General features: G+C 68.1%; 18 protein-coding genes and 3 pseudogenes. 6 read left to right on the top strand and 15 right to left on the bottom strand.

The window, feature by feature from the left end; translation table 11 throughout:
- Positions 1-116: 116 nt before the first annotated feature.
- Positions 117-1,746, bottom strand: a pseudogene (locus tag AC27IO_RS08925) (ABC transporter permease).
- 147 nt (positions 1,747-1,893) lie between these two features.
- Between AC27IO_RS08925 and AC27IO_RS08920 the strand changes: the two are divergent.
- Positions 1,894-2,961, top strand: a complete 1,068-nt coding sequence (locus tag AC27IO_RS08920) for an ABC transporter ATP-binding protein (protein WP_284429406.1) — start codon at positions 1,894-1,896, stop codon at positions 2,959-2,961.
- A 67-nt stretch (positions 2,962-3,028) separates the two neighbouring features.
- On the opposite strand, the gene AC27IO_RS08915 is transcribed toward AC27IO_RS08920, so the two are convergent.
- Together AC27IO_RS08915 and AC27IO_RS08910 are read right to left on the bottom strand one after the other, a co-directional pair.
- Positions 3,029-3,943 (bottom strand): LysO family transporter, encoded by a 915-nt coding sequence (locus AC27IO_RS08915; RefSeq protein WP_498738507.1) that lies wholly within the window; start codon positions 3,941-3,943, stop codon positions 3,029-3,031.
- A 3-nt stretch (positions 3,944-3,946) separates the two neighbouring features.
- A complete protein-coding gene (locus tag AC27IO_RS08910; protein WP_498738505.1) occupies positions 3,947-4,819 on the bottom strand; it encodes a 2OG-Fe dioxygenase family protein in 873 nt (290 codons plus the stop codon).
- Positions 4,820-5,030: 211 nt separating this feature from the next.
- Between AC27IO_RS08910 and AC27IO_RS08905 the strand changes: the two genes are divergently transcribed.
- Positions 5,031-5,483, top strand: a complete 453-nt coding sequence (locus AC27IO_RS08905; protein ID WP_284429409.1) for an Lrp/AsnC family transcriptional regulator — start codon at positions 5,031-5,033, stop codon at positions 5,481-5,483.
- A gap of 61 nt (positions 5,484-5,544) precedes the next feature.
- Here AC27IO_RS08905 and AC27IO_RS08900 read toward each other — a convergent pair whose 3' ends face one another.
- From AC27IO_RS08900 to AC27IO_RS08875, 6 genes are all read right to left on the bottom strand, one after another.
- Complete coding sequence (locus tag AC27IO_RS08900) at positions 5,545-6,285, bottom strand: lysophospholipid acyltransferase family protein (RefSeq protein ID WP_284426632.1); 741 nt, start codon at positions 6,283-6,285, stop codon at positions 5,545-5,547.
- Between the two features lie 31 nt (positions 6,286-6,316).
- Positions 6,317-7,618, bottom strand: coding sequence for a dihydroorotase (locus tag AC27IO_RS08895; protein WP_498738502.1), 1,302 nt, complete (start codon positions 7,616-7,618; stop codon positions 6,317-6,319).
- Between the two features lie 71 nt (positions 7,619-7,689).
- Positions 7,690-8,715, bottom strand: a complete 1,026-nt coding sequence (locus AC27IO_RS08890) for an aspartate carbamoyltransferase catalytic subunit (RefSeq protein WP_498738510.1) — start codon at positions 8,713-8,715, stop codon at positions 7,690-7,692.
- Positions 8,655-9,188 carry a bifunctional pyr operon transcriptional regulator/uracil phosphoribosyltransferase PyrR gene (gene pyrR, locus AC27IO_RS08885; RefSeq protein ID WP_284405336.1) on the bottom strand — a complete coding sequence of 178 codons (534 nt, stop codon included), beginning with the start codon at positions 9,186-9,188 and terminating at the stop codon, positions 8,655-8,657. The genes AC27IO_RS08890 and pyrR overlap by 61 nt, the downstream gene beginning before the upstream one ends.
- A complete protein-coding gene (gene ruvX, locus AC27IO_RS08880) occupies positions 9,185-9,619 on the bottom strand; it encodes a Holliday junction resolvase RuvX (protein ID WP_284405335.1) in 435 nt (144 codons plus the stop codon). Before ruvX ends, pyrR begins: the two co-directional genes overlap by 4 nt.
- A complete protein-coding gene (locus AC27IO_RS08875; RefSeq protein WP_272567371.1) occupies positions 9,616-10,215 on the bottom strand; it encodes a YqgE/AlgH family protein in 600 nt (199 codons plus the stop codon). Before AC27IO_RS08875 ends, ruvX begins: the two co-directional genes overlap by 4 nt.
- A gap of 21 nt (positions 10,216-10,236) precedes the next feature.
- On the opposite strand from AC27IO_RS08875, the gene AC27IO_RS08870 reads away from it, so the two are divergent.
- Positions 10,237-11,709 (top strand): cryptochrome/photolyase family protein, encoded by a 1,473-nt coding sequence (locus tag AC27IO_RS08870; protein ID WP_498738499.1) that lies wholly within the window; start codon positions 10,237-10,239, stop codon positions 11,707-11,709.
- 150 nt (positions 11,710-11,859) lie between these two features.
- Here AC27IO_RS08870 and AC27IO_RS08865 read toward each other — a convergent pair.
- The 6 genes and pseudogenes from AC27IO_RS08865 to AC27IO_RS08840 form a co-directional block, all read right to left on the bottom strand.
- Positions 11,860-18,256 (bottom strand): annotated as a pseudogene (locus AC27IO_RS08865) (hybrid sensor histidine kinase/response regulator).
- A gap of 47 nt (positions 18,257-18,303) precedes the next feature.
- Positions 18,304-20,583 (bottom strand): methyl-accepting chemotaxis protein, encoded by a 2,280-nt coding sequence (locus tag AC27IO_RS08860; protein WP_284393221.1) that lies wholly within the window; start codon positions 20,581-20,583, stop codon positions 18,304-18,306.
- Positions 20,584-20,604: 21 nt separating this feature from the next.
- Complete coding sequence (locus tag AC27IO_RS08855) at positions 20,605-21,132, bottom strand: chemotaxis protein CheW (RefSeq protein WP_284429415.1); 528 nt, start codon at positions 21,130-21,132, stop codon at positions 20,605-20,607.
- A 17-nt stretch (positions 21,133-21,149) separates the two neighbouring features.
- Positions 21,150-21,516: pseudogene (locus AC27IO_RS08850) on the bottom strand (response regulator).
- The gene (locus tag AC27IO_RS08845; protein ID WP_092741676.1) at positions 21,516-21,914 is read right to left on the bottom strand and encodes a response regulator; all 399 of its coding nucleotides are present in this window, start codon (positions 21,912-21,914) and stop codon (positions 21,516-21,518) included. The pseudogene AC27IO_RS08850 and the gene AC27IO_RS08845 overlap by 1 nt, the downstream one beginning before the upstream one ends.
- Before the next feature lie 51 nt (positions 21,915-21,965).
- A complete protein-coding gene (locus tag AC27IO_RS08840; protein ID WP_272567365.1) occupies positions 21,966-22,139 on the bottom strand; it encodes a rubredoxin in 174 nt (57 codons plus the stop codon).
- A gap of 95 nt (positions 22,140-22,234) precedes the next feature.
- Here AC27IO_RS08840 and thiD point away from each other — a divergent pair, with 95 nt between their 5' ends.
- The 3 genes from thiD to AC27IO_RS08825 form a co-directional block, all read left to right on the top strand.
- Positions 22,235-23,188: a bifunctional hydroxymethylpyrimidine kinase/phosphomethylpyrimidine kinase gene (gene thiD, locus AC27IO_RS08835; protein WP_272567362.1), complete on the top strand. Its 954-nt coding sequence runs from the start codon at positions 22,235-22,237 to the stop codon at positions 23,186-23,188.
- Entirely contained in the window at positions 23,172-24,485 is a 1,314-nt protein-coding gene (hemL, locus tag AC27IO_RS08830; RefSeq protein WP_498738495.1) for a glutamate-1-semialdehyde 2,1-aminomutase, read from the top strand. Before thiD ends, hemL begins: the two co-directional genes overlap by 17 nt.
- A gap of 174 nt (positions 24,486-24,659) precedes the next feature.
- Positions 24,660-24,991: hypothetical protein (locus AC27IO_RS08825; protein ID WP_498738493.1), on the top strand; the 332-nt coding region annotated here is incomplete at its 3' end.

Below are 24,991 nucleotides of genomic sequence, written 5' to 3'. Positions count from 1 at the left end.
GGCGCGTGGGTTGAAACAACGCGATCGAAGGCACCAACCTGACCGAGCGCCAGGTCGCGCCCCGTGCGTGTGCGTGGTTTTAAACAGGCTCTGAAACCCCCCCCTCTATCTCCCCCTCACCCCCGGCTCCGCAACGTCCGACTCAACAGCACAACCGGCACCAGCCCCACGGCCACCAGCGCCAGCGACGGCAAAGCCGCCTCGCCCAGCCGCTCGTCGCGCGCCAACTGGTAGGCGACCACGGCCAGGGTGTCGCTGTTGAAGGGCCGCAGCACCATGGTGGCGGGCAGTTCCTTCATCACGTCAACGAACACCAGCAGCGCCGCGGCGGCCGTGGAGCGCTGGAGCAGGGGCCAGTGCACCCGGGCCAGCAGGCCGGCGCCGCCGGCGCCCAGCATGCGGGCGGAGTCGTCCAGGCTGGCGGGAATGCGCGCGTAGCCGCTTTGCATCGACTGCAACGCCACGGCGCAAAACCGCACGAGGTAGGCCCACACGATGCCGACCGCCGTGGCGGTGATGATCGATGGCAGGCCCCACTGGGGGGCGGCGGCCTGCAGCCAGCCCACGGGCAGCAGCAGGCCCACGACGATCACGGCGCCGGGCACGGCATACCCCAGGCTGGCCAGTTGCGCCACGCCACGGGTGAGCGCGCCGGCGCGCCGCCGCACGGCGAAGGCCAGCACCAGGGCGATGGCCACGGCCAGCACGGCGGTGATGCTGCCCAGGCGCACGCTGTTGCCGGCCCACTCCAGAAAACGCGACCAGGGCAGCACGGACCAGTCGGCCGCCAGGGGCCGCAGCATGAAGGCCACCGGGGCCACGAAGCCGAAGACCACCGGCAGCACGCACACCGCCCAGGCGGCGGCGCAGCGCAGTCCCTGCAGCCGCTGCGGCTGGGCCTCGGCGGAGCCCGCACGGCCCGCCCCGCCCGCGGCAAAGCGCATGCGCCGCTGTGCACGCTGCTCCAGCTGCAGCAGCAGCATGACGAGCACGAGCAGGATGGTGGCCAACTGCGCCGCGGCCAGGCGGTTGTCCATCGACAGCCAAGCCTTGTAGATGCCGGTGGTGAAGGTCTGGATGCCGAAGTAGCTCACCACGCCAAAGTCGGCCAGTGTTTCCATGAGGACCAGCGCCACGCCGGCCGCGACCGCGGGGGCGCGCCAGCGGCAGCGCGACGGTGCGCACGCGCCGCGCCAGCGGCGCCCCCAGCAGGCGGGCGGCTTCCATGAGGTGGGCAGCGCGCTCGCCCAGTGCCGTGCGGGCCAGCAGGTACACATAGGGATAGAGCGAGAAGATGAACACCCACACCGCGCCGCCCAGGCTGCGCACCTCGGGCAGCAGCCGGCCTTGCAGGCCATAGGTTTCGCGCAGCCACACCTGCAGCGGGCCGCTGAACTGCAGGAAGTCGGTGTACGCGTAGGCGGTCACATAGGCCGGCATGGCCAGCGGCAGCAGCAGCAGCCATTCCAGCGTGCGGCGGCCGCGAAAGTCGAACAGGGTGACGGCGGCGGCCGTTGCCGTGCCCACCACCGCCGCGCCGATGGCCACGGCCAGGCCCAGCCACACGGTGGTGGCAAAGTAGCCGGGCAGCACGGTGGCGGCCATTTCGCGCAGGATGGCCCCGGCCTCGGCGCCACCGGCGCTGCCCGGCAGCCACGACGCAAGCACGGCCAGCACCGGCAAGGTCAGCGCAGTGGCGAGCAGCAGCAGGGGAATGGATTGCAGGGCGGAAAGAAGGCGTGGCAAGGGCGGGCCCTGAAGGGAAGGGTCGGGAGAATCGGACGGGGCATTCCGGTCGAAGATGGCTTCGGTCGAGCGCTGAAGGGCACGCCGGCAGGGCCGTCTGGATGCAAATGCGAATTCTACGCATTGGCGCCTTCTAGAATCGCGGCCATGTTCCTTGAAGTCTCCCAACTGGAAGTGCGCTACGCCGGCCGCGCGCAAGCCGCCGTGCGCGGCGTCACCCTGGGCCTCGCAGCGGGCGAGATCGGCGTGCTCATCGGCCCCTCCGGCTGCGGCAAGACCACGCTGCTGCGCGCCGTGGCCGGGCTGGAGCCCGTGACGGCCGGCGAGATCCGGCTCAGCGGCGCGGTGGTGAGCGGCGGCGCGGGCCGCAGCGTGCCACCGGAGCAGCGGCGCATCGGCATGGTGTTCCAGGACTACGCCCTCTTCCCCCACCTGTCCGTGGGGCGCAACGTGGCCTTCGGCATCCACCGCCTGCCGCGCGCCGAACAGGCAGCGCGCGTGGACGAGGTGCTGCGGCTCGTGGGCCTGGAGGGCAGCGCCGCACGCTTTCCGCACGAGCTCTCCGGCGGGCAGCAGCAGCGCGTGGCGCTGGCCCGCGCGCTGGCGCCCCGGCCGCAGCTGATGCTCTTAGACGAGCCTTTTTCCAACCTGGACGTGGACCTGCGCGAGCGCCTGGCGCACGAGGTGCGCGGCATTCTGAAAGCGGCCGGCGCCACGGCGCTGTTCGTCACCCACGACCAGTTGGAGGCCTTTGCCATCGGCGACCGCATCGGCGTGATGGAAAGCGGCCAGTTGCACCAGTGGGACGATGCCTATGCGCTCTACCACCGCCCGGCCACGCGCTTCGTGGCCGACTTCATCGGCCACGGGGTGTTCGCGCCGGCCACGCTGGAGCAGCGCGGGGACAACGTGGTGGCCCACACGCCGCTGGGCGACCTGACCGATGCGGCCGAGTGCCCCCTGCCCACGGGCTACCCCGGCGGGGAATGCGACGTGCTGCTGCGGGCCGACGATGTGGTGCACGACGACGCCTCGCCCGTGCAGGCGCGCATCGTCCGCAAGTCGTTCCGGGGCTCGGAGTTCCTGTACACGCTGCAGTTGCGGGACGGCCTCACGGTGATGGCCCATGTGCCGAGCCACCATGACCACGCCGTGGGCGAGTGGATCGGCATTCGACCGCAGGTGGACCACGTGGTGGCGTTTCCGCGGGCCTGATCCCGCGATGGGCACATCGATGGTGGCGGCGGCCTGCCTCGCCCCCTCCAAGGCGAACAGCGGCCGTCTACGACAGGAAGAAGGCGATGAAGACGGGGGCCAGGACGGTGAGGATGAAGCCGCTCACCAGGGCCAGCGGGACCGCATCCGGATGGCAGGCCTGCTTGACGATCGGCAGCGTGGAGTCCAGTGCCGTGGCCCCTGCGCTGCCGATGCCGATCGCGGGCTGGTAGCGACCGATGGCGTAGAGCGCGACGATTGCTATCAGCTCCCTGAACAAGTCGGTCATCAGCGCCATGGTCCCATAGGTCTGCCCGAGGTGATGCCCCACCATGACGCTCGACAGGGTGAACCAGCCGAAGCCGCTCGACAGCGCCAGCGAGGTTTTCATGGCCTCGCCCGTGGCCCAGGAGGCCGCGGCCGCACCCACGAACGATCCGATCACCACCAGCACCGGCACCGACAGCACGGCCCATGAAAACCAGTGGGAACTGAGCTTGACGTGGGCCAGGTCGATGCCCACCAACACGATCAAGGCCAGCAGGATGGCGGAGCTCGATGGCAGCCAGAGGGCACCGGCCAGATACGCCTGGTTGACGAAAAACAGGGAACTGCCCAGCGCCACCATGGACAGGGCGATGCAGCACTCCTTCAGCGGCGGCCAGATGGTGTGAAAGCCCAGTTTGCCGGCCTTGGCGCCCGCCGTGCCGCTGCTGCGAATGCCGGCTGCAAAAATCAGTCCGCAGGGCACCAGGGTGGTCAGCAGGGCGAAGATCACGGCCGTCCTGACCACCTGCCCGACCGATTGCGCAGAAAGAATGACCTCGCCAAACTCCACGCCGATCAGGAAAAGCAGCAGCCAGACCAGGGGCAATATCCAACCGATCAGCCGCTTGCAAAATCGGGGCGGAATGATTTTCCCGGCAAGGAAACCGCCCACCAGCGCCAGCACGATCGGGAGCAAGGAATAAAAAACACCCATGGCTTAAATGCTCTGCCTCATTCTGGAAAAGTCGATGAGTATAACGCAGCGCTCTCCGTCACCCATTTCATTTTCTTTTCGACGAATGGGCGTCACATAATGGGATACACGCGGATCGTGCACCACGAAGCTCTCGAGAAACTGCGAGAGTTCGAATTCAGCGATGACCTGCTCCTTGGGCACTTCGTGCAGCCCGAGGCCACGCGCTTCCACCGTGCCGATGTAATTGGTGCCGCCCACGGTGCTTTTCGTGCGGCGCATCAGATGGGCGAACGTGAAGGGCTCGCCGTCCTGGTGGAAGCAGTCGGGTGAGCTGATGCCCAGGTCGGACGATGAACCGGACCGGAGCTTCACGAAATGCACGCCGAAGTAGATGGGTGCACGGCGATCGGCCTCCGACCAGAAGGTGTGCGAGAAATCCTTCTTCACCAGATCGCAGAGGAAATCGGTGGCCTTGGCGGCCTCGCTCAGGGCGTGAAAGTACCGGATGTCGGGGTGCTCCGGGTTGTTGCCGCCCTGATCGTAGCCAGACAGGCGGGCGCCCTGGTCGTCCCGCACCGTCGGAATCCAATGGATGTCGGCCTGGTCGGCCCACGGAAGGATGATCCCGTTGCCATACCGCCGGAACCGCTGGACCTGCGCAGGCGCGTAGGGGTCGTGCTCCAGGCCATCGAACTCCTGGTGCAGGATTTTCAGTTCGCCGGGATCGCATTCGATCTCGGGGATGAATTGGCAGTAACCGTGTGTCTTGAGCTGGTGTTGAATCATTTGATCTCTGCATTGAAAAGGCGGCACCGCGGTCGATTCGCGGCGGCAAATGTCGCCTTGCCGCGAGCCGGCCGCCGGCAGCACGCCACATGGAAAGTCCAGCAGCATTCCTGGCACGCAATAAGCCATGCCCGATCCGCATAAGCCCGGAGAAAATCGCGCCTCCGATTTCGCCCCAGGTCGCTTATATTGCCCCTCTGCTGAAACGGCACCCATTCTAATAAGGGAGAGTGAATGAGAGGAATGCAAAAAATGAGATTCAAATGCCAATCATCCTAATTAAATTAGATATTTTTAGCTGTTACCTCATTTGAATAATATGGACAACATTGATCGGAATCTGTTGAGCGCCTTGCACGAAGACGCCAAGACCACCGTGAAAGCGCTCAGCGAGCGGGTCGGCCTGTCCCAGCCCAGTTGCGCCGAACGGATCAAGCGACTGATCGACCAGGGAGTGATCGAGAAATTTTCCATCCAGGTATCGCCCAAGGCCATTGGGTTTCCGATTGCAGCGATCGTGCGGGTCCGCCCGCTGCCCGGAGAGCTATCCCGGGTCGAGCAGGTGATTCGTGAAATCGACGAAGTCGTGCAATGCGACAAGGTCACTGGCGACGACGCATTCTTCTGCCGGCTTTATTTGCGCGACATCGACGCGCTGGACCCTTGCCTGGGCAAGCTCGCGCCGTATGCCACGACGAGCACGTCCATCGTGAAGTCCACGCAGATCGCCAACCGGCTCCTGCCGCTGGAAGACCCCGCCCGCACCCATTGACACCGACAGTGGCGCAGCCGCCGATGGCTGCGATGCCGGCAGGCGTGCCTGGAGACGTGGCTCAGGGGCGGCGCAGGGCGTCCACGGCGTGGCGCAGATCGTCGGCCCAGGCGCGGCGGTCGCGGCCCTGCGCCTGCTCCAACGGGCCGTAGTGCACCACCGCCACCAAGGCGTCTGCGGTCAAGGTGCGCCACAGGGAGCCGACCAGGGTGTCGTCGCCCACATAGTTGGGCGCGGTGGTCGGCGCGCCGGTGGCGCGCTCCACGAAACACAGGCCCACCGGCTGCACGGGGGCGTCGGCGGCCACGGCGGCCTGCAGCAGGTTGGCGTGGAACGGCAGCAGCGCGGTGCCATCGGCCGTGGTGCCTTCGGGAAACACGGCCAGCACCTCGCGGCGCGCCAGCGCTTCCTGCATCAGCCGGACCATGCGCACGGCATCGCGGCGCGAACTGCGCTCCAGGTAGAGCGTGCCGGCCGCCGTGGCGAGCGTGCCCACCAGCGGCCAGCCCTTGACGTCCGACTTGGAGATGAACCGGCAATGCCGCGCGGCATGCATGACGGTGATGTCGAGCCAGGACAGGTGGTTGGCCACCAGCAGCACCGGGCCATGGGGCGCAGGCGTGCCGCGCACGTCGAGGGTGATGCCGGCGTGCACCAGCATTTGCCGCGACCAGGCCTGCACGCGCGCGTGCTGCTCGCTTTCCGGCATGCGGGGAAACCGCAGCGCCACGGTGCCCAGCCCGGTCACCAGATGCACCAGCACGCGCACCAGGCGCCATGCGGCGCGGACCTGGCGCTTCATGCCGCGGGCCCGGTGGCGGCGGTGCGCACGCTCACTCGCTGCCGCGCTCGAAGGCGATCTGCCCGCCCACCAGGGTGCAGCGCACGCGGCCGGGCAGTTCGTAGCCGGAGAACGGCGTGTGCTTGCCCTGACTGCGCAGCGCACCGGCCTCCACGGTCCAGGCCGCGGCGGGATCGACCACGCACAGGTCGGCCACACCGCCTTCCACGATCTGGCCCACGCTGGCCTGCAGCGTGCCCAGGGCGCTGCCGAGCACGCGCGCAGGTTCCGACGTGACGGTGGCCAGCGCACGCGCCAGCGGCACGCCGTGGTCGGCGGACCACTTGAGGGCGATGCCCAGCAGCAGTTCGAGCCCCGTCGCACCGGGTTCGGCCTCGGCGAACGGCAGGGTCTTGGCGTCTTCGTCCACCGGGGTGTGGTCGGACACCAGCGCATCGATGGTGCCGTCGGCCAGCGCGGCCAGGAGGGCGTCGCGGTCGCGCTGCTGGCGCAGCGGCGGCGACAGGCGGGCGCGGCTGTCGAAGAAGCCGATGTCGGTGTCGGTGAGCAGCAGGGAGTTGATGCTCACGTCGCAGGTCACCTTCAGGCCTTCGGCCTTGGCACGGCGCACCAGTTCCACGCCCGCCGCGCTGCTGATGCGGCACAGGTGCACGCGTGCGCCCGTGGTCTTGAGCAGTTCGAAGATGGTGTGCAGCGCGATGGTCTCGGCCGCCACGGGCACGCCCGACAGGCCCAGGCGCGTGGCCAGCGGCCCGCTGGCCGCCACGCCGCGCCCCAGGTGCAGTTCCTGCGGGCGCAGCCACACCGTGTAGCCGAACGTGGCGGCGTACTGCAGCGCGCGCTGCGTGACCTGGGTGCTGGCCAGCGGCACGTCGGCCTGGCCGAAGCCCACGCAGCCGGATTCGGTCAGCTCGGCCATTTCGGTCAGCACCTCGCCGGCCAGGCCGCGGGTGAGCGCGCCCAGGGGGAACAGACGCGCCTGGTGCAGCTTCTCGGCGCGGAACTTGAGCATCTCCACCAGGCCGGGCTCGTCCAGCACGGGGTCGGTGTCGGGCGGGCATACGAGGCTGGTCACGCCGCCGGCCACGGCCGCCGCCATTTCGGATTCGAGCATGCCCTCGTGCTCGTGGCCCGGCTCGCGCAGCCGCGCCGCCAGGTCCACCAGCCCGGGCAGCACGATGCAGCCGGTGGCGTCGATCACGCGGTTGGGCGCGAAGTCGCGGGGCGCCCGCTGCACGGCGATGACCCGCCCCGCGGCCAGCGCGATATCGCCGGTCTGGTCAAGGCCGCTGGCAGGGTCGATCACGCGGCCGTTCTGGATCAGTATCTTCATGGTTTTAAGCAAAAAAGGCCGCCAGCGCAGATATCACTAGGGCATATAGCTATAAATTTCATAGCAGACGATCACGCCTCGTTGCCAGCGACGATCGACATCACCGCCATGCGCACCGCGATGCCGAAGGTGACCTGCGGCAGGATCACGCTCTGCTTGCCGTCCACCACGGCGGAGTCGATCTCCACGCCGCGGTTGATGGGGCCCGGGTGCATGACGATGGCATCGGGCTTGGCCAGCTGCAGCTTCTCGGGCGTGAGACCGAAGCTCTTGAAGTATTCCTGGCTGGACGGCAGCAGCGCGCCGCTCATGCGCTCGTTCTGCAGGCGCAGCATGATGACGACGTCGGCGTCCTTGATGCCCTCCTCCAGCGTGTGGCACACGCGCACGCCCATCTGGGCCATGTCGGTCGGCACCAGCGTGCGCGGGCCCACCACGCGCACCTCGGCGCAGCCGAGCGTGGTCAGGCCGTGGATGTCGGAGCGGGCCACGCGCGAATGCAGCACGTCGCCCACGATGGCCACCGTGAGGTTGCTGAAATCCTTCTTGTAGTGGCGGATGGTGTACATGTCCAGCAGCCCCTGGGTGGGGTGGGCATGCCGGCCATCGCCCGCATTGATGACGTGCACGTGCGGCGCCACGTGCTGCGCGATGAGGTAGGGCGCGCCCGATTCGCTGTGCCGCACCACGAACAGGTCGGCAGCCATCGCCGACAGGTTGGCGATGGTGTCCAGCAGCGACTCGCCCTTGCTGGCCGAGCTGCGCGCGATGTCCAGGTTGATCACATCGGCCGACAGGCGCTTGGCGGCGATCTCGAAGGTAGTGCGGGTGCGCGTGCTGTTTTCGAAGAACAGGTTGAACACGCTCTTGCCGCGCAGCAGCGGCACCTTCTTGACCTCGCGGTCGTTCACCGACACGAAGTTGGCCGCGGTGTCGAGGATGTGAGTGACGATGCTCTTGGGCAGGCCCTCGATGGACAGCAGGTGGATCAGCTCGCCGTTGGCGTTCAGTTGGGGATTGCGCTTGTACAGCACCGTCAGGCCTCTTGGACTTGGAAGTGGAAGGTGCCGGCCTCGGTTCGGGCCAGCGCCAGCGATTGCGTGTCCGGCAGCGCCACGCGGGCGGCGGCGAACTCGGCCTGCACCGGCAGTTCGCGCCCGCCCCGGTCCACCAGCACGGCCAGCCGCACGCTGGCGGGGCGGCCGTAGTCGAACAGTTCGTTGAGCACCGCGCGGATGGTGCGGCCGGTGTAGAGCACGTCGTCCAGCAGCAGGATGTCGGCGCCGTTCACGTCGAAGGGCAGCGCCGTCTGCGCGCTCACCGCCATGCCGCGCTGCGAGAAATCGTCGCGGTGCATGGCCGACGACAGCACGCCCGCCTCGCCCGGCAGGCCCAGGTCCTTTTGCAGCCGCTCGGCCAGCCAGGCACCGCCCGAGGCGATGCCCGCCAGCTGGGTATTGGCGGTGCGCAGGCTGCGCACGCCGCGCAGCAGCTCGCGGTACAGCGCTTCGGCGTCGAGCGCGAGGGTGCCCGGGGTGGGCGGTGGGGACGTGGGGGGCGTGGCACTCATGGAAGATTCCTCAAAAACTGCTCCAGGATGATGCAGGCGGAGGCGGCGTCGGCATCGCGGGCGCCGGTCGAATGCGCCTCGGTGGTGCTGTAGCGCTCGTCCACCTCGAACACCTGCAGGCCGAAGCGCCCGCGCAGCTGGCGAGCGAACTTGAGGGCGCGCGCGGTGTTCTCGTGGCTCGCGCCGTCGGGGTGGTAGGGCACGCCGATGACCAGCGCATCGGGCTGCCATTCGCGGATGCGCTCGGCCACCTGCGCGAAGCGGGCATCGCCTTCGGCGCGGATCGTGGCCTGGGGGGTGGCGGTGCGCAGCAGGCGCGAACCCACGGCGACCCCGGTGCGCTTGAGACCGAAGTCAAGCGCCAGAAAGCTCTGGAAATGCGCGGGGACGGCCAGCGGGGCGGAGGGAGCGGCGGCGGGCGTGCCGCTCATGCATGCCCCGCGTCAGGCGAGAGCATCCAGGACTGCAGCCCCAGCAGGCCCAGGGCGCGGTCGTAGCGCTCGCCCACCGGCGTGTCGAAGATCACCGACAGGTCGGCGCCCACGGTCAGCCAGCTGTTCTCGGCCAGTTCGGATTCGAGCTGCCCCTCGCCCCAGGACGAGTAGCCCAGGGTGACCAGCACCCGGCGCGGGCCAGCGCCGGTGGACAGGGCCTCGAGCACATCCTTGGAGGTCGTCATCTCCAGCCCGCCCGGAATGGTCATGGTGGAGGCATAGGCCGATTCGTCGGTGTCCACGCTGTCGGTCAGCATGGGTTCGTGCAGCACGAAGCCGCGCTCGGTCTGGACCGGGCCGCCCTGGAAGACGGGCTCCTGGGACAGGTCGGCGCGGCGCAGCGACAGATCGACCTTGTCGAACAGCCCCTTGAGGCTGATGTCGGAGGGTTTGTTGATGATGAGGCCGAGCGCACCACGCTCGCTGTGTTCGCACAGGTACACGACGCTGCGGGCAAACGACGCGTCTTCCAGTCCCGGCATGGCGATCAAGAAATGGTGCGTCAGGTTCATGGGCGCAGAATCGGCAGGCATTTGGCAATTTTAACGACGATCATGGAGCACACCTTTTCATCGGGCCTTGTCTGGTTCCGCCGCGACCTGCGCAGCAACGACCACGCCGCCCTGTACCACGCCCTGCGCCAGTGCGCGCAGGTGCATTGCGCGTTCATTTTCGACCGCGAAATCCTCGACGCCCTGCCCCGCGCGGACCGGCGCGTGGAGTTCATCCGCGAATCCCTGGTGGAGCTGGACGAGGCCCTGCGGGCGCTCTCCAAGGACCCGCATGGCGGCCTGATCGTGCGCCACGCCATCGCCCACCAGGACATTCCCGCGCTCGCCCAGGCACTGGACGTGCAGGTGGTGTTCGCCAACCACGACGACGAGCCGCTCGCGCTCGAACGCGATGCACGCGTGCGCGGCGCCCTGGATGGCATGGGCAAGCGCCTGCTCACCTTCAAGGACCACAGCATCTTCGAGCGCGCCGAGGTGCTGACTCAGTCGGGCACGCCGTACACCGTGTTCACGCCCTACAAGAATGCCTGGCTGCGCAAGGCCGACGATTTCTACCTGAGCTCCTACCCCGTCGAGCGCCACGCCGCCCGGCTGGCCCCCAGGCCTGCGGGCCTGCGCCGCGGGGTGCCGTCGCTGCAGTCGCTGGGGTTCGAGCCCACGGGCCTGAAGTCGCTGCACCTGCCCACGGGCATGCAGGGCGCGCAGGCCCTGTTCGAGGACTTCCTCGGCCGCATCGACCACTACGGCGAGGCCCGCGACTTCCCGGCGGTGAAGGGCCCCAGCTACCTGAGCGTGCACCTGCGCTTCGGCACGCTTTCGCCCCGGGTGGCCGCACGCGCGGCGCACGAACGCAGCCGCAAAGGCAGCGCCGGGGCCGCCACCTGGCTGAGCGAGCTGATCTGGCGCGACTTCTACTTCCAGATCCTCGCCCACCACCCCCACGTGGCGGGCGCCAGCTTCAAGCCGGTCTACGATGCGATCGAATGGGAAAGCGGCGCCCACGCCAAAGCCCTGTTCGCCGCGTGGTGCGAGGGCCGCACGGGCTACCCGCTGGTCGATGCCGCCATGGCGCAGATCAACCAGACGGGCTACATGCACAACCGCCTGCGCATGGTGGTGGCCAGCTTTCTCACCAAGGACCTGGGGCTCGACTGGCGCTGGGGCGAGCGCTACTTTGCCGAGAAGCTGAACGACTTCGACCTGTCGGCCAACAACGGCGGCTGGCAATGGGCCAGCTCCAGCGGCTGCGACGCCCAGCCCTACTTTCGCATCTTCAACCCCGTGAGCCAGAGCGAGAAGTTCGATCGGGACGGCCAATTCATCCGCCGCTATCTGCCGCAACTGGCGGGCCTGCAGGGCAAGGCGCTGCATGCGCCCTGGACGGCGGCCCCCCTGGAGCTGCAGGCGGCGGGCGTGGTGCTGGGCAAGGACTACCCCCGCCCGGTGGTGGACCATGACGAGGCGCGGCAACGCACGCTCGCGCGGTACGGGGTGGTCAAGGCCGCAAAGGACTGACCCGGCGGCGGCGACTGGCGGCGCGATGGCCTTGGCGGGACAGCGCGCAACCATGCCGACAGCCACCTTGATATGGTGCGGCCGGCCCGCTGGATGAAAAGAAAAAGGGCCGCTCGGAAGCGGCCCTCATGGCGGTGGCAGCAGGGTGGCTCAGGCCACGGCGGCTTCGGCGGCTGCCCGCGCGTAGTGCTGCACCAGGCTCAGCAGTTCCTCGTCCGAATACGGCTTGCCCAGGTAGTGGTTCACCCCCAGTTCGGCCGCATGCTCGCGGTGCTTTTGCGCGATGCGCGAGGTGATCATGATGATCGGCAGGTCGCGCAGCACCGCATCGGCACGGATGTTCCGGGCCAAGTCGAAACCATCCATGCGCGGCATTTCGATGTCGGACAGCACGACGGTCGGGCGCTCTTCCTGCAGCCGCTCCAGGGCCTGCAGGCCATCGGCCGCCAGCACGACGCGGTAGCCTTCGCGCTGCAGCAGGCGCTGCGTGACGCGGCGCACCGTGATCGAATCGTCCACCACCAGCACCAGGGGCACCTGGCTGGCCGCCGACAGCGCAGGCACCGCCGCCTTGCGCTCGCCATCGCCGCCGCCTTGCGCTTCGGCACCGCCGGCCGGCGCCGACAGCGCTGCCAGCTGGGCCCGCACCTGGTCGCCGTACACCGTGGACAACGCCACCGGGTTGTAGATCAGCACGACGGCACCGGAGGCCAGCACCGACATGCCCGCCAGACCTGGCAGGCGCGACAGCTGCGGCCCGAGGTTCTTCACCACCACTTCCTGGTTGCCCAGCACTTCGTCCACGTGCACCGCGATGCGCTGCGACGCGCTGCGCAGCACCACCACCGGACGGGTCTTGCCCGAGGTCTCGCTGCTGCGCTGCGAAGACTGCAGCAAGGCACCCGCCCAGAAGAAGGGCAAGGCCTCCACGCCGTCCTCGAACGCACCTTGCTGGTAGGCGGCATCCAGCTCGCTGGCGGTCGTGCGGCGCACGATCTCCACCAGGTTGGCCGGCACGCCGATGGTCAGGTCACCCGCGCGCAGCATCACCACCTGCGTCACGGCCGTGGTGAGCGGCAGCACCATGCGGAAGGAGGTGCCCTGCCCCGCCGTGGTGTGGGTCTCGATGCGGCCGCCCAGGGCGTTGACTTCGGCCCGGACGACGTCCATGCCGATGCCCCGCCCGGACAGGCCGGTGATCTCGTTCGCCGTCGAGAAGCCCGGCGTGAAAATCAGGTTGGCGGCATCGGCCGTGCTCAGCTCGGCGTCCGCAGGGATCAGCCCCTGGTCCACGGCCTTGGCCCGGATGCGGTCGATGTTCAGGCCCGCGCCGTCGTCGCGGAACTCGACCGAGACGTCGTTGCCTTCCTGGTGCAGGTCCACCGTGATGGTGCCCGACGCCGGCTTGCCCGCGGCCGTCCGGACCTCGGGGGCCTCGATGCCGTGGGCCACGCAATTGCGCAGCAGGTGTTCGAAGGCGGGCGTCATGCGGTCCAGCACGCCCCGGTCCATCTCGATGGAGCCGCCGGAGATGTCCAGCTTGATCTGCTTGCCGGTCTCCTTGGACGCCTGGCGCACCACGGCGTACAGGCGCTCGGAAATGCCTTCGAACTCCACCATGCGGGTGCGCAGCAGGTCGCGCTGCAGTTCGCGGGCCTGGCGGCCCTGGGCGATCAGATCGTCTTCCGCGCCTTCCATGGAGCGCTGCAGGTTGCGCTGCACCGTGGCCACGTCGTTCACCGACTCGGCCATCATGCGCGTCAGTTCCTGCACCCGCGTGAAGCGGTCGAACTCGAGCGGATCGAAGCCTGCGGCCGAATCCTTGGACAGCGCCAGGCGCGACTGCATCTGCGACTCCGCCTGCACCTCGATGTCGCGAAGCTGCTGGCGCAGGCGATCCAGGTTGCCCGACAGATCGGCCAGCGAACCCTTCATCTGCCCCAGGCGCACATCCAGGCGCGAACGGGCGATCATCACCTCGCCCGCCTGGTTGACCAGCCGGTCGAGCAACTGGGCACGCACGCGCACCGACTGGCTCGACACGGGCCGCACGGCGGTGAGCTGCGAGGCCGCCGGCAGGCGCACCGCGGGCAGCTTCTGCAGCACCGGTGCCTCGGGGGCCTCAGCCGAGGCCGGCACCGATGGCGGCGAATCCTGCCGCTCGGAGGCGGGCACCGGAGCCACGGCCACGGGCTCGACCAGGCCTTGCGAGCCGATCTTGCGCAGCGCATCGAAGCTGGCCTGCAGGCCGTCGAAGCTGGCCAGCAGGGGCTCGATCAGCTCCGCCTTGGGATCTTCGACGTCGATCTGCTCGACGGCCGACTCCAGGCGGTGGGCCATCTCGCCCAGGCGCATGGCACCGGCCAGCCGCGAGCTGCCCTTGAGGGTGTGCAGGGCGCGCAGCAGTTCGCTGCGGGCGCCCAGGTTCTCGGGACGGGCGGCCCACTGCCGCAGCGCGGCACCCAGCACCGGCAGCAACTCGATTGCCTCTTCCTCGAAGATGGGAAACAGGTCCGGGTCGATGACGTCCAGCGCGTCGATGTCGTCGTCGATATCGGACGATTGCGCCACCGCATGGGCGATGGCCGCGTCCACCTCGTCGTCGTACGGGTTGGACACCACGACCGACAACGCAGGCGCCACGTAGCCCCGGGCCACCGGTGCGGGCACGTCTTCGGGCTCGGACGGGGCCTCTGAGGAATCCGTCTGGGCCTCTTGCACCGGTTGCGGCGAAGTCTCTTCGCCCGGCACGTCGGCTTCGGCGGTCTCCTCGACCGACGGCACCTGCACGGGTTCGGCAGCCAGTGCTTCGGGCGGGGGCAGTTCCTGCAAGGCCTGCGCAGGCTCGTCGGCCAGGGCTTCGCTCTCGCTTTCCAGCGCAGCCAGGCCGCTGCCGACCTCGGTCTGCAAAATCTCGCGCAGCTCGGCCAGCACCTGCTGGTTCGGCTCTTTCAGGAAGCCTGCGGCGAACTGGTGCAGCAGGCGGCGGATGTCGTCGGCCGCCGCCAGGAACACACGGGCCTGGTCGGCCGTGCCCTCCCCGCGCAGCTGCACGTGCTGCAGCGCATGCTCCAGGGCGCGCGCCATTTCCGACAGGGCATGGAAGCCCACGGTGGCCGAGCTGCCGGCCAGCGAATGCGCCAGGGCCACGGCCGTGTCGGGCAACGGTTCGTGCAGTTCCAACGCCCATTCCTGCAGGCAGGTGGCCAGGCGGCGCGACCATTCGTCGGCCTCGTTGAGGTACACGTTGTACAGCGGGATGCCGATGCGCAAGGTCTCGATGACCTTCACCGCCTCGTCCTGCGCGGCCGCTTCGGCGTCGGCGTCGGCCACCGGTTCGGCCGGCACGTCCTCGACCCCATCCTCCATGGCCTCCACAACCTCGACCATGTCCCGCACGGAGGCCATTTCGGGCTCGGGCTCGGCCTGTGGTTCTGGCTCGGTTGCCAGATCGTCCTGGTGGGCGGCGGCGTCCAGCAACACACCTGCCGCGTCGGACTCCAGTTCGGGCATTTCCAGCAGAGAGTCATCCAAGGCCAGCTCAGGCAAGGCCTCGGCCGCCAGGTCTTCGGGCAGGTCCAGTGCCAGATCGGCCAGCTCGGCCTGCGACAGTTCAGACAGCGCCGCAGGTTCTGCCGCGTCCACCAGCACATCGTCGAGCGAAGGCAGCGGCACGTCCTGCACCGGCTCCTGCGCAGGGGCCTCGGAGACCGGGGGCAATTCTTCCGCCAGGGCCTCGGCGAACACCGAAAAGTCGATGTCTTCGGCCATTTCGGGCGCGGCGGCTGCGCAGGCTCTTGCGGCGCTGGTTCGGCACCGGCCAGTTCCGGCATTTCGGTGTCTGCGAAGTCGAGCATCGGCGGCTCGTCTTCGAGGATCAGGTCGAACTCATGGGCCGGCACGGATGCCGTCGCGGGTTCGACGGCCTCGGCGGCCTCGATGGTCTCGGCAGCAGCGGGGGTGGCCTGCAACTCCGGCGTTTCGGCAGGCAGATCGATCTCGGGCAAGGGCTCCGGCAGGTCCTCGGCCACGGTCGGCACCGGCTCGGCCACCGCTTCGGCCACGGCGCCACCGGCCGAGGGCACGGCCAACGGCAGGAAGGTGCCGGTGTCGCGCATGGCTTCGGCCGATGCGTTGAACGCCCGGGGGTGCCAGGCCGATGCATCGCCCGCGGCAATGTCGTCCGCCCAGGCGCCGAAGGCCCGCAAGGCCTCGCCGGACAGCTGCAGCAGGGCCGGGGGCATGGGCTTTTGCTCCGCCAGCCAGGCGTTGAGCACCTGCTCCATCGACCAGGCCGCTTCGCCGAAAGCATCCAGGCCGACCATGCGCGAGCTGCCTTTGAGCGTGTGGAACGCGCGCCGCAGCGTGGTCTGCTCGCTCAGGTCGGGCGGCTTGGCCGTCAGGGCGTCGACCGCGGCCAGGCCGTTGGCCACCACTTCGCGCGCTTCTTCCAGGAAGATGTCGAGCAGTTCGTCTTCCTCATCGTCCTGCGTGGCATCGGCAGCCGCCACGGGGGCCGGTGCGGGCGCGCAGGCGCGGGGGGAAGGCTCTCCACGGGCTCGATGGCGGCCGGAGGGGCCTCGGCCAGCGCCGCTGCGGAGGAAGGCAACTCCAGCACTTCTTCCAGCGTCGGGGCCAGTTCACCCAGCGACTCCTGCACCACCTTGGGCGCGGGCTCCACGCGGGGAACGATTTCGGGCGCGACCACGGGGCCGCGCTCTTCGACCTTGGCGTTCACTTCTTCGGGCGCATCGGTGGCACGGCCACGGGCGCGGCCCATGAGAATGCGCAGTTCGCCCAGCTCTTCGTCATAGACGAACAGCTTGCGCGCCATGGTGCGCTGGTAGCTCAGCATGTCGATCAGGAAACCCAGGGCCCCCAGGCTGCTGCCCAGCTTCTCGAACACCTGCTGGCGCTCGGCTGCAGGAACCTGACCGATCAGCAGACGCTCCACGGTGTCGCGCATGCGCAGCACTGCCAAAGATGCCTGGTCCAGGCCCAGCACCGACAGCACGCCGCGCATCTGCGCCAGGCGACCCGGCACGGGCGCCAGCGTGGACAGGTCGTCCGGGTTGCGGAAATACTGGTCCAGGGCCTTTTCGGCCTCGCCGAGCGTGGACCGGAGCTCATCCACCACGCTGCCCATCGTCTGGTGGTCGCTGACGCGGCGGTACAGCTCTTCCATCCAGGGCTCGAGGGGGGCCGATTCGCCGCCCGCGGCCACGTTGTCCAGGCGCTCCGCCAGACGCGCGGCGCGGTCCGTCATGTATTCGTGCGCGGAGTCCAGTTCTTCGAACGTGGCCTGCAGGTACAGCACCGCCGTCGCCACTTCCATGGCCAGGGCCGGCGACGGGGGCTCTCCGGAGCGGGTGGTCACCTCCACGGCGCGGGTCAGCGCCTTGGCGAGGCTGTCGCTGCCCGGATGCAGCTTGGACAGCGAATCGCACACCAGGCTGAACTGGTCGGTGGCCGGCTTGAGCTTGTTTCGGTCGCCCCCTGCGAGGGCCGACCAGGTTTCGGTGGCGGCCGACATGCGCTTGCGCGCCTGGGCCAGGAGCGCCGGATCGAACAGCCCGAACCGGGGGGTTTCGTAATCGACGGCCTTGAACCGGTCCAGGCCGAATGCCTGGCGCACGGCCTGCAGCGCCGATCCATCGCCCGCGGGTTCGTTGGCCGCCAGCGGCCGCGCCTGGGAGCAGAAAAAGAGCAGGTCCTGCACCAGCCGGTCGGCAATGGTCGGATCGCCCTTGGCCAGGGTGGCATATTGCATGAGCACGCGGGAGGCCACGCGCTTCACGTACAGATCGGGGTTGAGCCGCCCCTTGGACAGCGCCTCGAAGAAGCCCGCGCAGATCTTCCAGAACGCGCGCGACTGGCGGTCCGACTGCGATGCCACGAAGGCCAGGCAGATGTCGCGCAGATCGCCTGCCGCGGTCAGGTCGCCCGTCTTGACGATGCGCAGCACGGCCGAGTCGAGCCGCGCACGCGCCTCGGGGCCGTAGTCGAGCGGCGGCACGGACACGGCGAAGTCGGGCTCGCGAAAGCGCCGCTCCACCGGCCACAGGTCGGCCGGGTGCACACGTTCCGCACCCGCCAGCGCCTGGGCATCGCGGTATTGGGGAAACAGCGCCACCGGGGAGACGGATTTGCCCGCCAGCACGCTTTCCAGGTATTCGACCAGCGCGAAGCTCGCGCGCTCGATCACGCCGGCGGCTTCGTCGCTGCACAGTTCGGGCCGGTGCACGAACTTCTGCACCGCCGCTTCCATGGCACGCAGCACGAGTGCAGGCGGGCCCATGCCCACCATCTCCAGCGCGCCGCTGGCCTGGTGCAATTGCTGCCGCGCGATGCGCAACGTGCCGGCGTCGAGCGACGCCAGATCGGATTCACGCGCTAGTTCGGCGTCGCGTACGAATCGGCGCATGGCCTTGACGGCGCCGTCGAGGGACTTGCGCAACTCATCGAGCACCCAAGCAAGAGGACCCAGGTCCTGCTCACCCTGGGTCCAGTCTGCGGCGGGTGCGTTTGCGGCGTCAGTAGATGACATGGATTCGTCCCCGGCTCCGCGAGCCAGTTCGTTGATGGGTCCGCGCGTCAGGCGATCTTGAAACGTGCAACCGACTGGCGCAGTTCTTCAGCCATGTGCGACAGCTCGCGCACCTGCTGGGCCGTCGTGCGGGTGCCTTCGCCGGTCTGTTCGGTCACCGCAAAAATGTGCTGGATGTTGTCGGCCACTTCGTTGGCCAGTTCGGCTTCGCGGGACGTGGAGGACGAAATCTGCTCGATCAGGTCGGCCAGGCGGCGCGACACGCGATCGATCTCGGTCAGGGCCGTACCGGCGCTGTCGGACAGTCGGGCCCCTTCCACCACACCCTGCGTGGAACGCTCCATGGCGGCCACGGCATCCTGCGTGTCGGTCTGAATGGCCTTCACCAGCGCCGAGATCTGGCGCGTGGCATCGGCGGAACGCTCGGCCAGCCGCTGCACTTCTTCCGCCACCACCGAGAAGCCGCGACCGGCTTCACCGGCCGATGCGGCCTGGATGGCGGCGTTCAGTGCCAGCACGTTCGTCTGCTCGGTAATGTCGGAAATCAGCTCGGTGATTTCGCCGATCTCCTGCGACGATTCGCCCAGGCGCTTGATGCGCTTGGAGGTGTCCTGGATCTGGTCGCGGATGGAGTTCATACCGCCGATGGCGTTCTGCACGGCCTGCAGGCCGGAATCGGCCGCTTGCAGCGACTGGCGCGCCACCGATGCGGATTCCTGCGCCTGCGTGGACACTTCATTGATTCGGCTCGCCATGTCGAGCACCGAGCGGCCGGTTTCGCGAATTTCGCGCAGCTGCTCGGTCGAAGCGGCCAGCAGCTCGGTCGAGGTGCTGTCCACCTGGGACGTTGTCTGTGCCACGCGGGTGGCCGTGTTCTGCACGCTGCCCACCAGCTGGCGCAACTCTTCCACCGTGTAGTTCACCGAGTCGGCAATGGCGCCGGTGATGTCTTCCGTCACGGTGGCTTCCTGGGTCAGATCGCCTTCGGCGACCGACTGCAGCTCGTTCATCAAACGCAAAATGGCGGCCTGGTTGGCGTCGTTCACGCGCTTGGCTTCCTGCTCCTGGCGGCGGGCGTCCTTTTGCTGCGATTCGGCAGAGGCCTGGCGCGAACGGCTGTCCATCAGCTGGACGCGCGAGATGCCGATACCGCACAGCAGCACGAACAGGCCGGCAATGGCCAGCGCAGCGAACTGGCCGGCGCCCAGGCCCGTCTGGGACGACAGCTTGGTCTGCAGGCCTTCCAGCTGGCGGCGCAGGGGTTCGCTGTCGGCGATGATGGCGGACTGCGCTTCACGGGCGGACACCAGGCCTTGCAGGTTGCCCAGAATGGCGCTGGCTTGCGAACGCGTCTGTTCGTAGAGCTTGATCAGGCTTTCCAGTTGCTCGCGGGTCTGAGCATCCCGGGTGGCGGCCAGGCGCAGGTCGGCGCTGCCGTCCAGCATGCCCTGGGCGATTTCCTTGAACGAGTTCAAGTCCTTGCCCAGCAGGAACACGGCCTCGGGGCTCACGCCTTCGGTGGTCTGGAATTCGTTGGCGGACTTGCCGATGCGCTGGGTCAGCATCACCAGCTGGCCGGCGGCGGAGATTTCAGCGGCCGGGGCGTTCTGCTGCAGCTTGAGCGAGGAGATCGTTTCAGCGATTTCCAGCAGATCGGACGACTGGCGATTGATGGTGCGAAGCGCGTCGCCCACCTGCGTCAGGATCTTCTGCTGGCCCATCACCACGCTGGCGTTGCGCTCGGCGCGCTCCATCAGCGGCGTCACGGCCTCCAGGTCGGGCTTGAAGGTCTCGCCCAGCGCCTGCACGTTGCGTTCGTTGTCGCCGCTGTTCAATGCGCGCACGTCGCGTGCCAGCGAGCCCGAGCTCTCCATCACGTCCGGGAAGGCCTGCGGGCTGCCCACCAGCGCCTGCGAAACGGATTTGGCCAGGCGTTGCGACTGCATCAGCGACTGGCCGGTCGCGGCCAGTTGCTGCGCGGAGCGGTCGGCCTGCTGCAGCACCCAGCCGGCGATGGCCGCCAGCACGATCACGCCGATGGCCAGCAGCATCAGCAGGCGCCGCTGGTGGCTGGCGGCCGTGGCCCGGCCCAGCAGGGGCAGCGAGATCAGGTCTTCGTCGGCGACCTCGCCCTCTGCGAACTGCGAGATCGCAGAAGGGTCACCCTGCACGCTGTTCATGGCGTCCGCCTGGTAGGAGTCACGCAGCGAGGATGCGTCGGACGTCAACGGATCCAGCCCGGCATCCGCTCCCGAAAGCCCTGGGTTGGCATCCGGCTCGGCGGGCTTGCGGTTGAACATTTTTGCAAATGGGTTGACGACGGACATGGTGCGGCCTTACAGAAAAACTCAAGCACTGATGCTGAGGAAAGCGGGGTGTTGGGACAGGGCTTGCAGGTTGAGCTCCTGCCATTGGACTCCCTGGGAATCCAGATACGTGGTGCCGTAGAACGGGGGCGCATCTTCGGCGGGGGGCTCGGAGGAAACGAAGGCTTCCGTGCCGCGCAGGCCGGCCAGGCGATCGACCAGCAGCGCGGCGTTCACATCGAGCACCGCATTGAAAGCCAGCAGGCTGGCATCGGCCAGCGCCTGCTCGGTGCGGCTGGATGGCAAACCGAGCAGACCTGCCAGATCGACCACGCCGATCAGGGAGCCGCGCAAATTGGCCACACCGAGGAACCAGGCATGGGTATAGGGCACGGTCTGCACGCCCGCCCAGGGAAAGATCTCTCCCGACTGGCCCAGCGGCAGCAGGAAACGGCGCCCCGCCGACTCGACGGCCAGCCAGGACGAAACAGACACACCCTCGCCCCGCGCCGCCTGCAGGCGGGCTGCAAGGCGGGTCTGGAGCTCTCTCAGCGCTTCACGGTTGGCCATGGACGGTCCGGGCGCTTTTAGTTCAGTGCGTCGATCTTGGCTTGCAACTCGGCAGGATCCACCGGCTTGGTGATGTAGCCGCGAGCGCCCTGGCGCATGCCCCACACCCGGTCGGTCTCCTGGTTCTTGCTGGTGCACATGATGATCGGCACGTCGGCGAACTGGGGGTCGCGGGTGATGGCGCGCGTGAGCTGGAAGCCGTTCTGGCCCGGCATCACGACGTCCATGAGGATCAGGTCGGGTTTTTCTTCCGCGAGGCGGCGGAAGGCTTCTTCGGCATTTTCCGCGGTGCGGACCTGCATGCCCTTTTTTTTGCAGCAAGTCGGTCAGAAACATCAACTCGGTCTTCGAGTCGTCAACGACCAGTACTTTCTGGATAGGCATTACATCGCTCCTTGTTGGGCATTACCGAACTGCTGAACCGCTTTCAGCAGCTGGTCTTTGGTAAATGGTTTGGTGAGATATTCCTGGCACCCCACCATGCGTCCACGCGCCTTGTCGAAAACGCCATCCTTGGAGGAGAGCATCACGACGGGCGTGTCGGCAAAGCGCGCGTTGCGCTTGATGATGGCGCAGGTCTGATAGCCGTCCAGCTTGGGCATCAGGATGTCGCAGAAGATCAGTTGGGGCTGGTAGTCGTTGACCTTGGCCAAGGCATCGAAGCCATCGTCGGCGAGCAGCACTTCGTGGCCACCCTGCTTGAGGAAGATTTCTGCGCTGCGGCGGATGGTATTGCTGTCATCCACGACGAGCACCTTGAAGGATGCGCCTGTTGTAGTCAATTTCGTCACCGCTCCTGAAGGGGGAATAACAACGCTGGCAGGAGCCGCGCCTCAGATCTGGACCATTTCGAAGTCTTCCTTGCGAGCGCCACACTCCGGACAGGTCCAATTCATGGGCACCTGATCCCACGGCGTATTGGGCGCTATTCCGTGCTCAGGAGAACCTGTTGCCTCGTCATATATCCAACCGCAAATCAAGCACATCCAGGTTTTAGGGTCCGTCACAGCTTAAATGGCCTTCACATAGAATGCAACGATTGTATCCAAGCATCTCAACGGGAAGGCAGTTTCCGTGCCAACCGTTACGCTGGTGCGGCGCCATGACCACAGATTCCCCCCTCCCCCCAGACCTCTCCCCATCCCCCGATGAAGCCGACGACGACGGCGCCACCCCCGCCTGCGTGATGGTGTTCAACGCCAACGACCCGAGCGGAGCCGGCGGGCTGACGGCGGACATCGCCACCATCGCCTCCGTGGGCGGCCACCCGATCGCGGTGGCCACGGGCGCCTACATCCGCGACACGGCCGAGATCTTCGACCACTACGCCTTCGACGATGAGGCGGTGGCCGAGCAGGCGCGCACCGTGCTGGAGGACCTCACCGTGCAGGCCATCAAGGTGGGCTTCGCGGGCAGCCCCGAGAACCTGAGCGCCATCGCATCCATTGCGTCCGACTACGACGACGTGCCCGTGATCGCCTACATGCCCAATCTGTCCTGGTGGCGGGACGACCTCATCGACCAGTACCTGGACGCCTTTCAGGAACTGCTGCTGCCGCAGGTCTCGCTGTTGGTAGGAAACCACAGCACCCTGTGGCGCTGGCTGCTCCCGGACTGGACCAGCGAGAAAAAGCCCTCCGCGCGCGACTTGGCCATGGCCGCGTCCGAACTGGGCGTGCCTTATGTATTGGTGACCGGCATTCCCGCGCCCGAGCAGTTCGTGGAGAACGTGCTCGCCTCGCCGCAGACGGTGCTGGGCAGCGGCAAGTTCGAACTGTTCGAGGCCACCTTCGCCGGTGCCGGCGACACGCTCTCGGCTGCCCTGACGGCGCTGGTCGCCAGCGGCAACGACCTGGGCGAGGCCACGAGCGAGGCGCTCGCCTACCTGGACCGCTGCCTGGACGCCGGCTTTCGCCCGGGCATGGGCCACATCATCCCCGACCGCATGTTCTGGGCGCAGCCCGACGACGACGAGGATGACGAAGACGGCGAGCCCACCCCCGACCCCACCGCCATCGACGGCTTCGTGATGCCACCCCATGACACCCAGCACTGACCTCAACCTCTCCCTGTTCGAACGCGCCAAGGCGCTCATCCCCGGCGGCGTGAATTCGCCCGTGCGGGCCTTCAAGGCCGTGGGCGGCACGCCGCGCTTCGTGCAGCGTGCGCAAGGCGCCTACTTCTGGGACGCCAACGGCCAGCGCTTCATCGACTACATCGGCTCCTGGGGGCCGATGATCCTGGGCCACGGCCACCCGGCCGTGCTCGAGGCGGTGCAGAAGGCGGCGGTCGAGGGCTTCAGCTTCGGCGCCCCGACCGAGCGCGAGGTCGAACTGGCCGAGGCCATCATCGCGCACGTGCCCTCGATGGAGATGATCCGCCTCGTCAGCTCGGGCACCGAGGCCGGCATGAGCGCCATCCGCCTGGCGCGCGGCGCCACGGGCCGCAGCAAGATCATCAAGTTCAACGGCTGCTACCACGGCCATGCCGATGCCCTGCTGGTGAAGGCCGGCTCGGGCCTGGCCACGTTCGGCCATGCCACGAGCGCGGGCGTGCCGCCCGAGGTGGTGCAGCACACCCTGGTGCTCGAATACAACGACATCGCGCAGCTGGAGGAGGCCTTCGCCCTGCATGGCCGGGACCTGGCCTGCCTGATGATCGAGCCGATCGCCGGCAACATGAACTTCGTGCGCGCCAGCGTGCCGTTCATGCAGCGCTGCCGCGAGCTGTGCACGCAGTACGGCGCGCTGCTGGTGTTCGATGAGGTCATGACCGGTTTCCGCGTGGCGCTGGGCAGCGCCCAAAGCCTGTACGCCCGCAGCATCCCCGGCTTCCGGCCCGACCTCACGGTGCTGGGCAAGGTGATCGGCGGCGGCATGCCGCTGGCGGCGTTCGGCGGGCCCCGCGCGATCATGGAGCACCTGGCGCCGCTCGGGCCCGTGTACCAGGCCGGCACGCTGTCGGGCAACCCCGTGGCGACGGCCTGCGGCCTAGCCACGCTGCGCGAGATCGCCCGGCCGGGCTTCTACGACGTCCTGGGCGCACGCACCCGCTCGCTGGTCGAAGGCCTGGCGCAGGCCGCGCAGGCGGAAGGCGTGCCGTTCAGCGCCGACAGCGAAGGCGGCATGTTCGGCTTCTTCCTGCTGCCCGAGCTGCCGCAGAACTACCCCACGGTGATGGCGACGGACGGCGCGCGCTTCAACACGCTGTTCCATGGCTTGCTGGACCGCGGCGTGTACATCGCCCCGGCGCTGTACGAAGCCGGCTTCGTGAGCAGCGCGCACACCGCGCAGGACATCGACGAGACCGTGGCGATCGCACGCGACGTGTTCCGCACGCTCGCCGCCCGCTAGGGATCGAGCCGCCCGCGGGGCCGATCGCGGCCCAGCCGCGGCGCTTCGGGTGGTGCGGCGCCGCTTCGCGCGGCGGCCCTGCAAAGCAGGCGCGCGGCGCACAGTGTTCGCGAAGCCACGCATGTTGCGTGGCACTTTGACCGACGGTCCGTTCCGCCGGGATCGCGAGCACCCATGAGCCCCATCGACCTTCTTTCTTCCTTCAGTGCCTGGAACACCCACCGCAAGGCCCAGGTCCAGTCCGGAAATTCCCCGTCCTCCGCCTCGGGCACCGACAGCCAGACGCTGCAGAAAGCCATCGAGTCCCTGCTCAAGGGGTTCCTGGAAAAGCTGATCAAGGAATTGACCGGCCAGCAGGGGTCCGGTTCATCCGGCAGCTCCGGCGGCGGTTCGCCGTCCCCTTCGCCGGCGCCATCTGCGGCCCCGTCTGCATCGCCCTCGCCCGCCGCCGCGCCTTCTTCGGGACCGTCGCCCGGCGCGGCCACGCCAACGCCAACGCCAACGCC

The organism is Acidovorax sp. KNOB132, assembly GCF_057541515.1.
The sequence above is the reverse complement of the archived record's forward strand: the minus strand, read 5'-3'. Positions and strand labels throughout refer to the sequence as shown.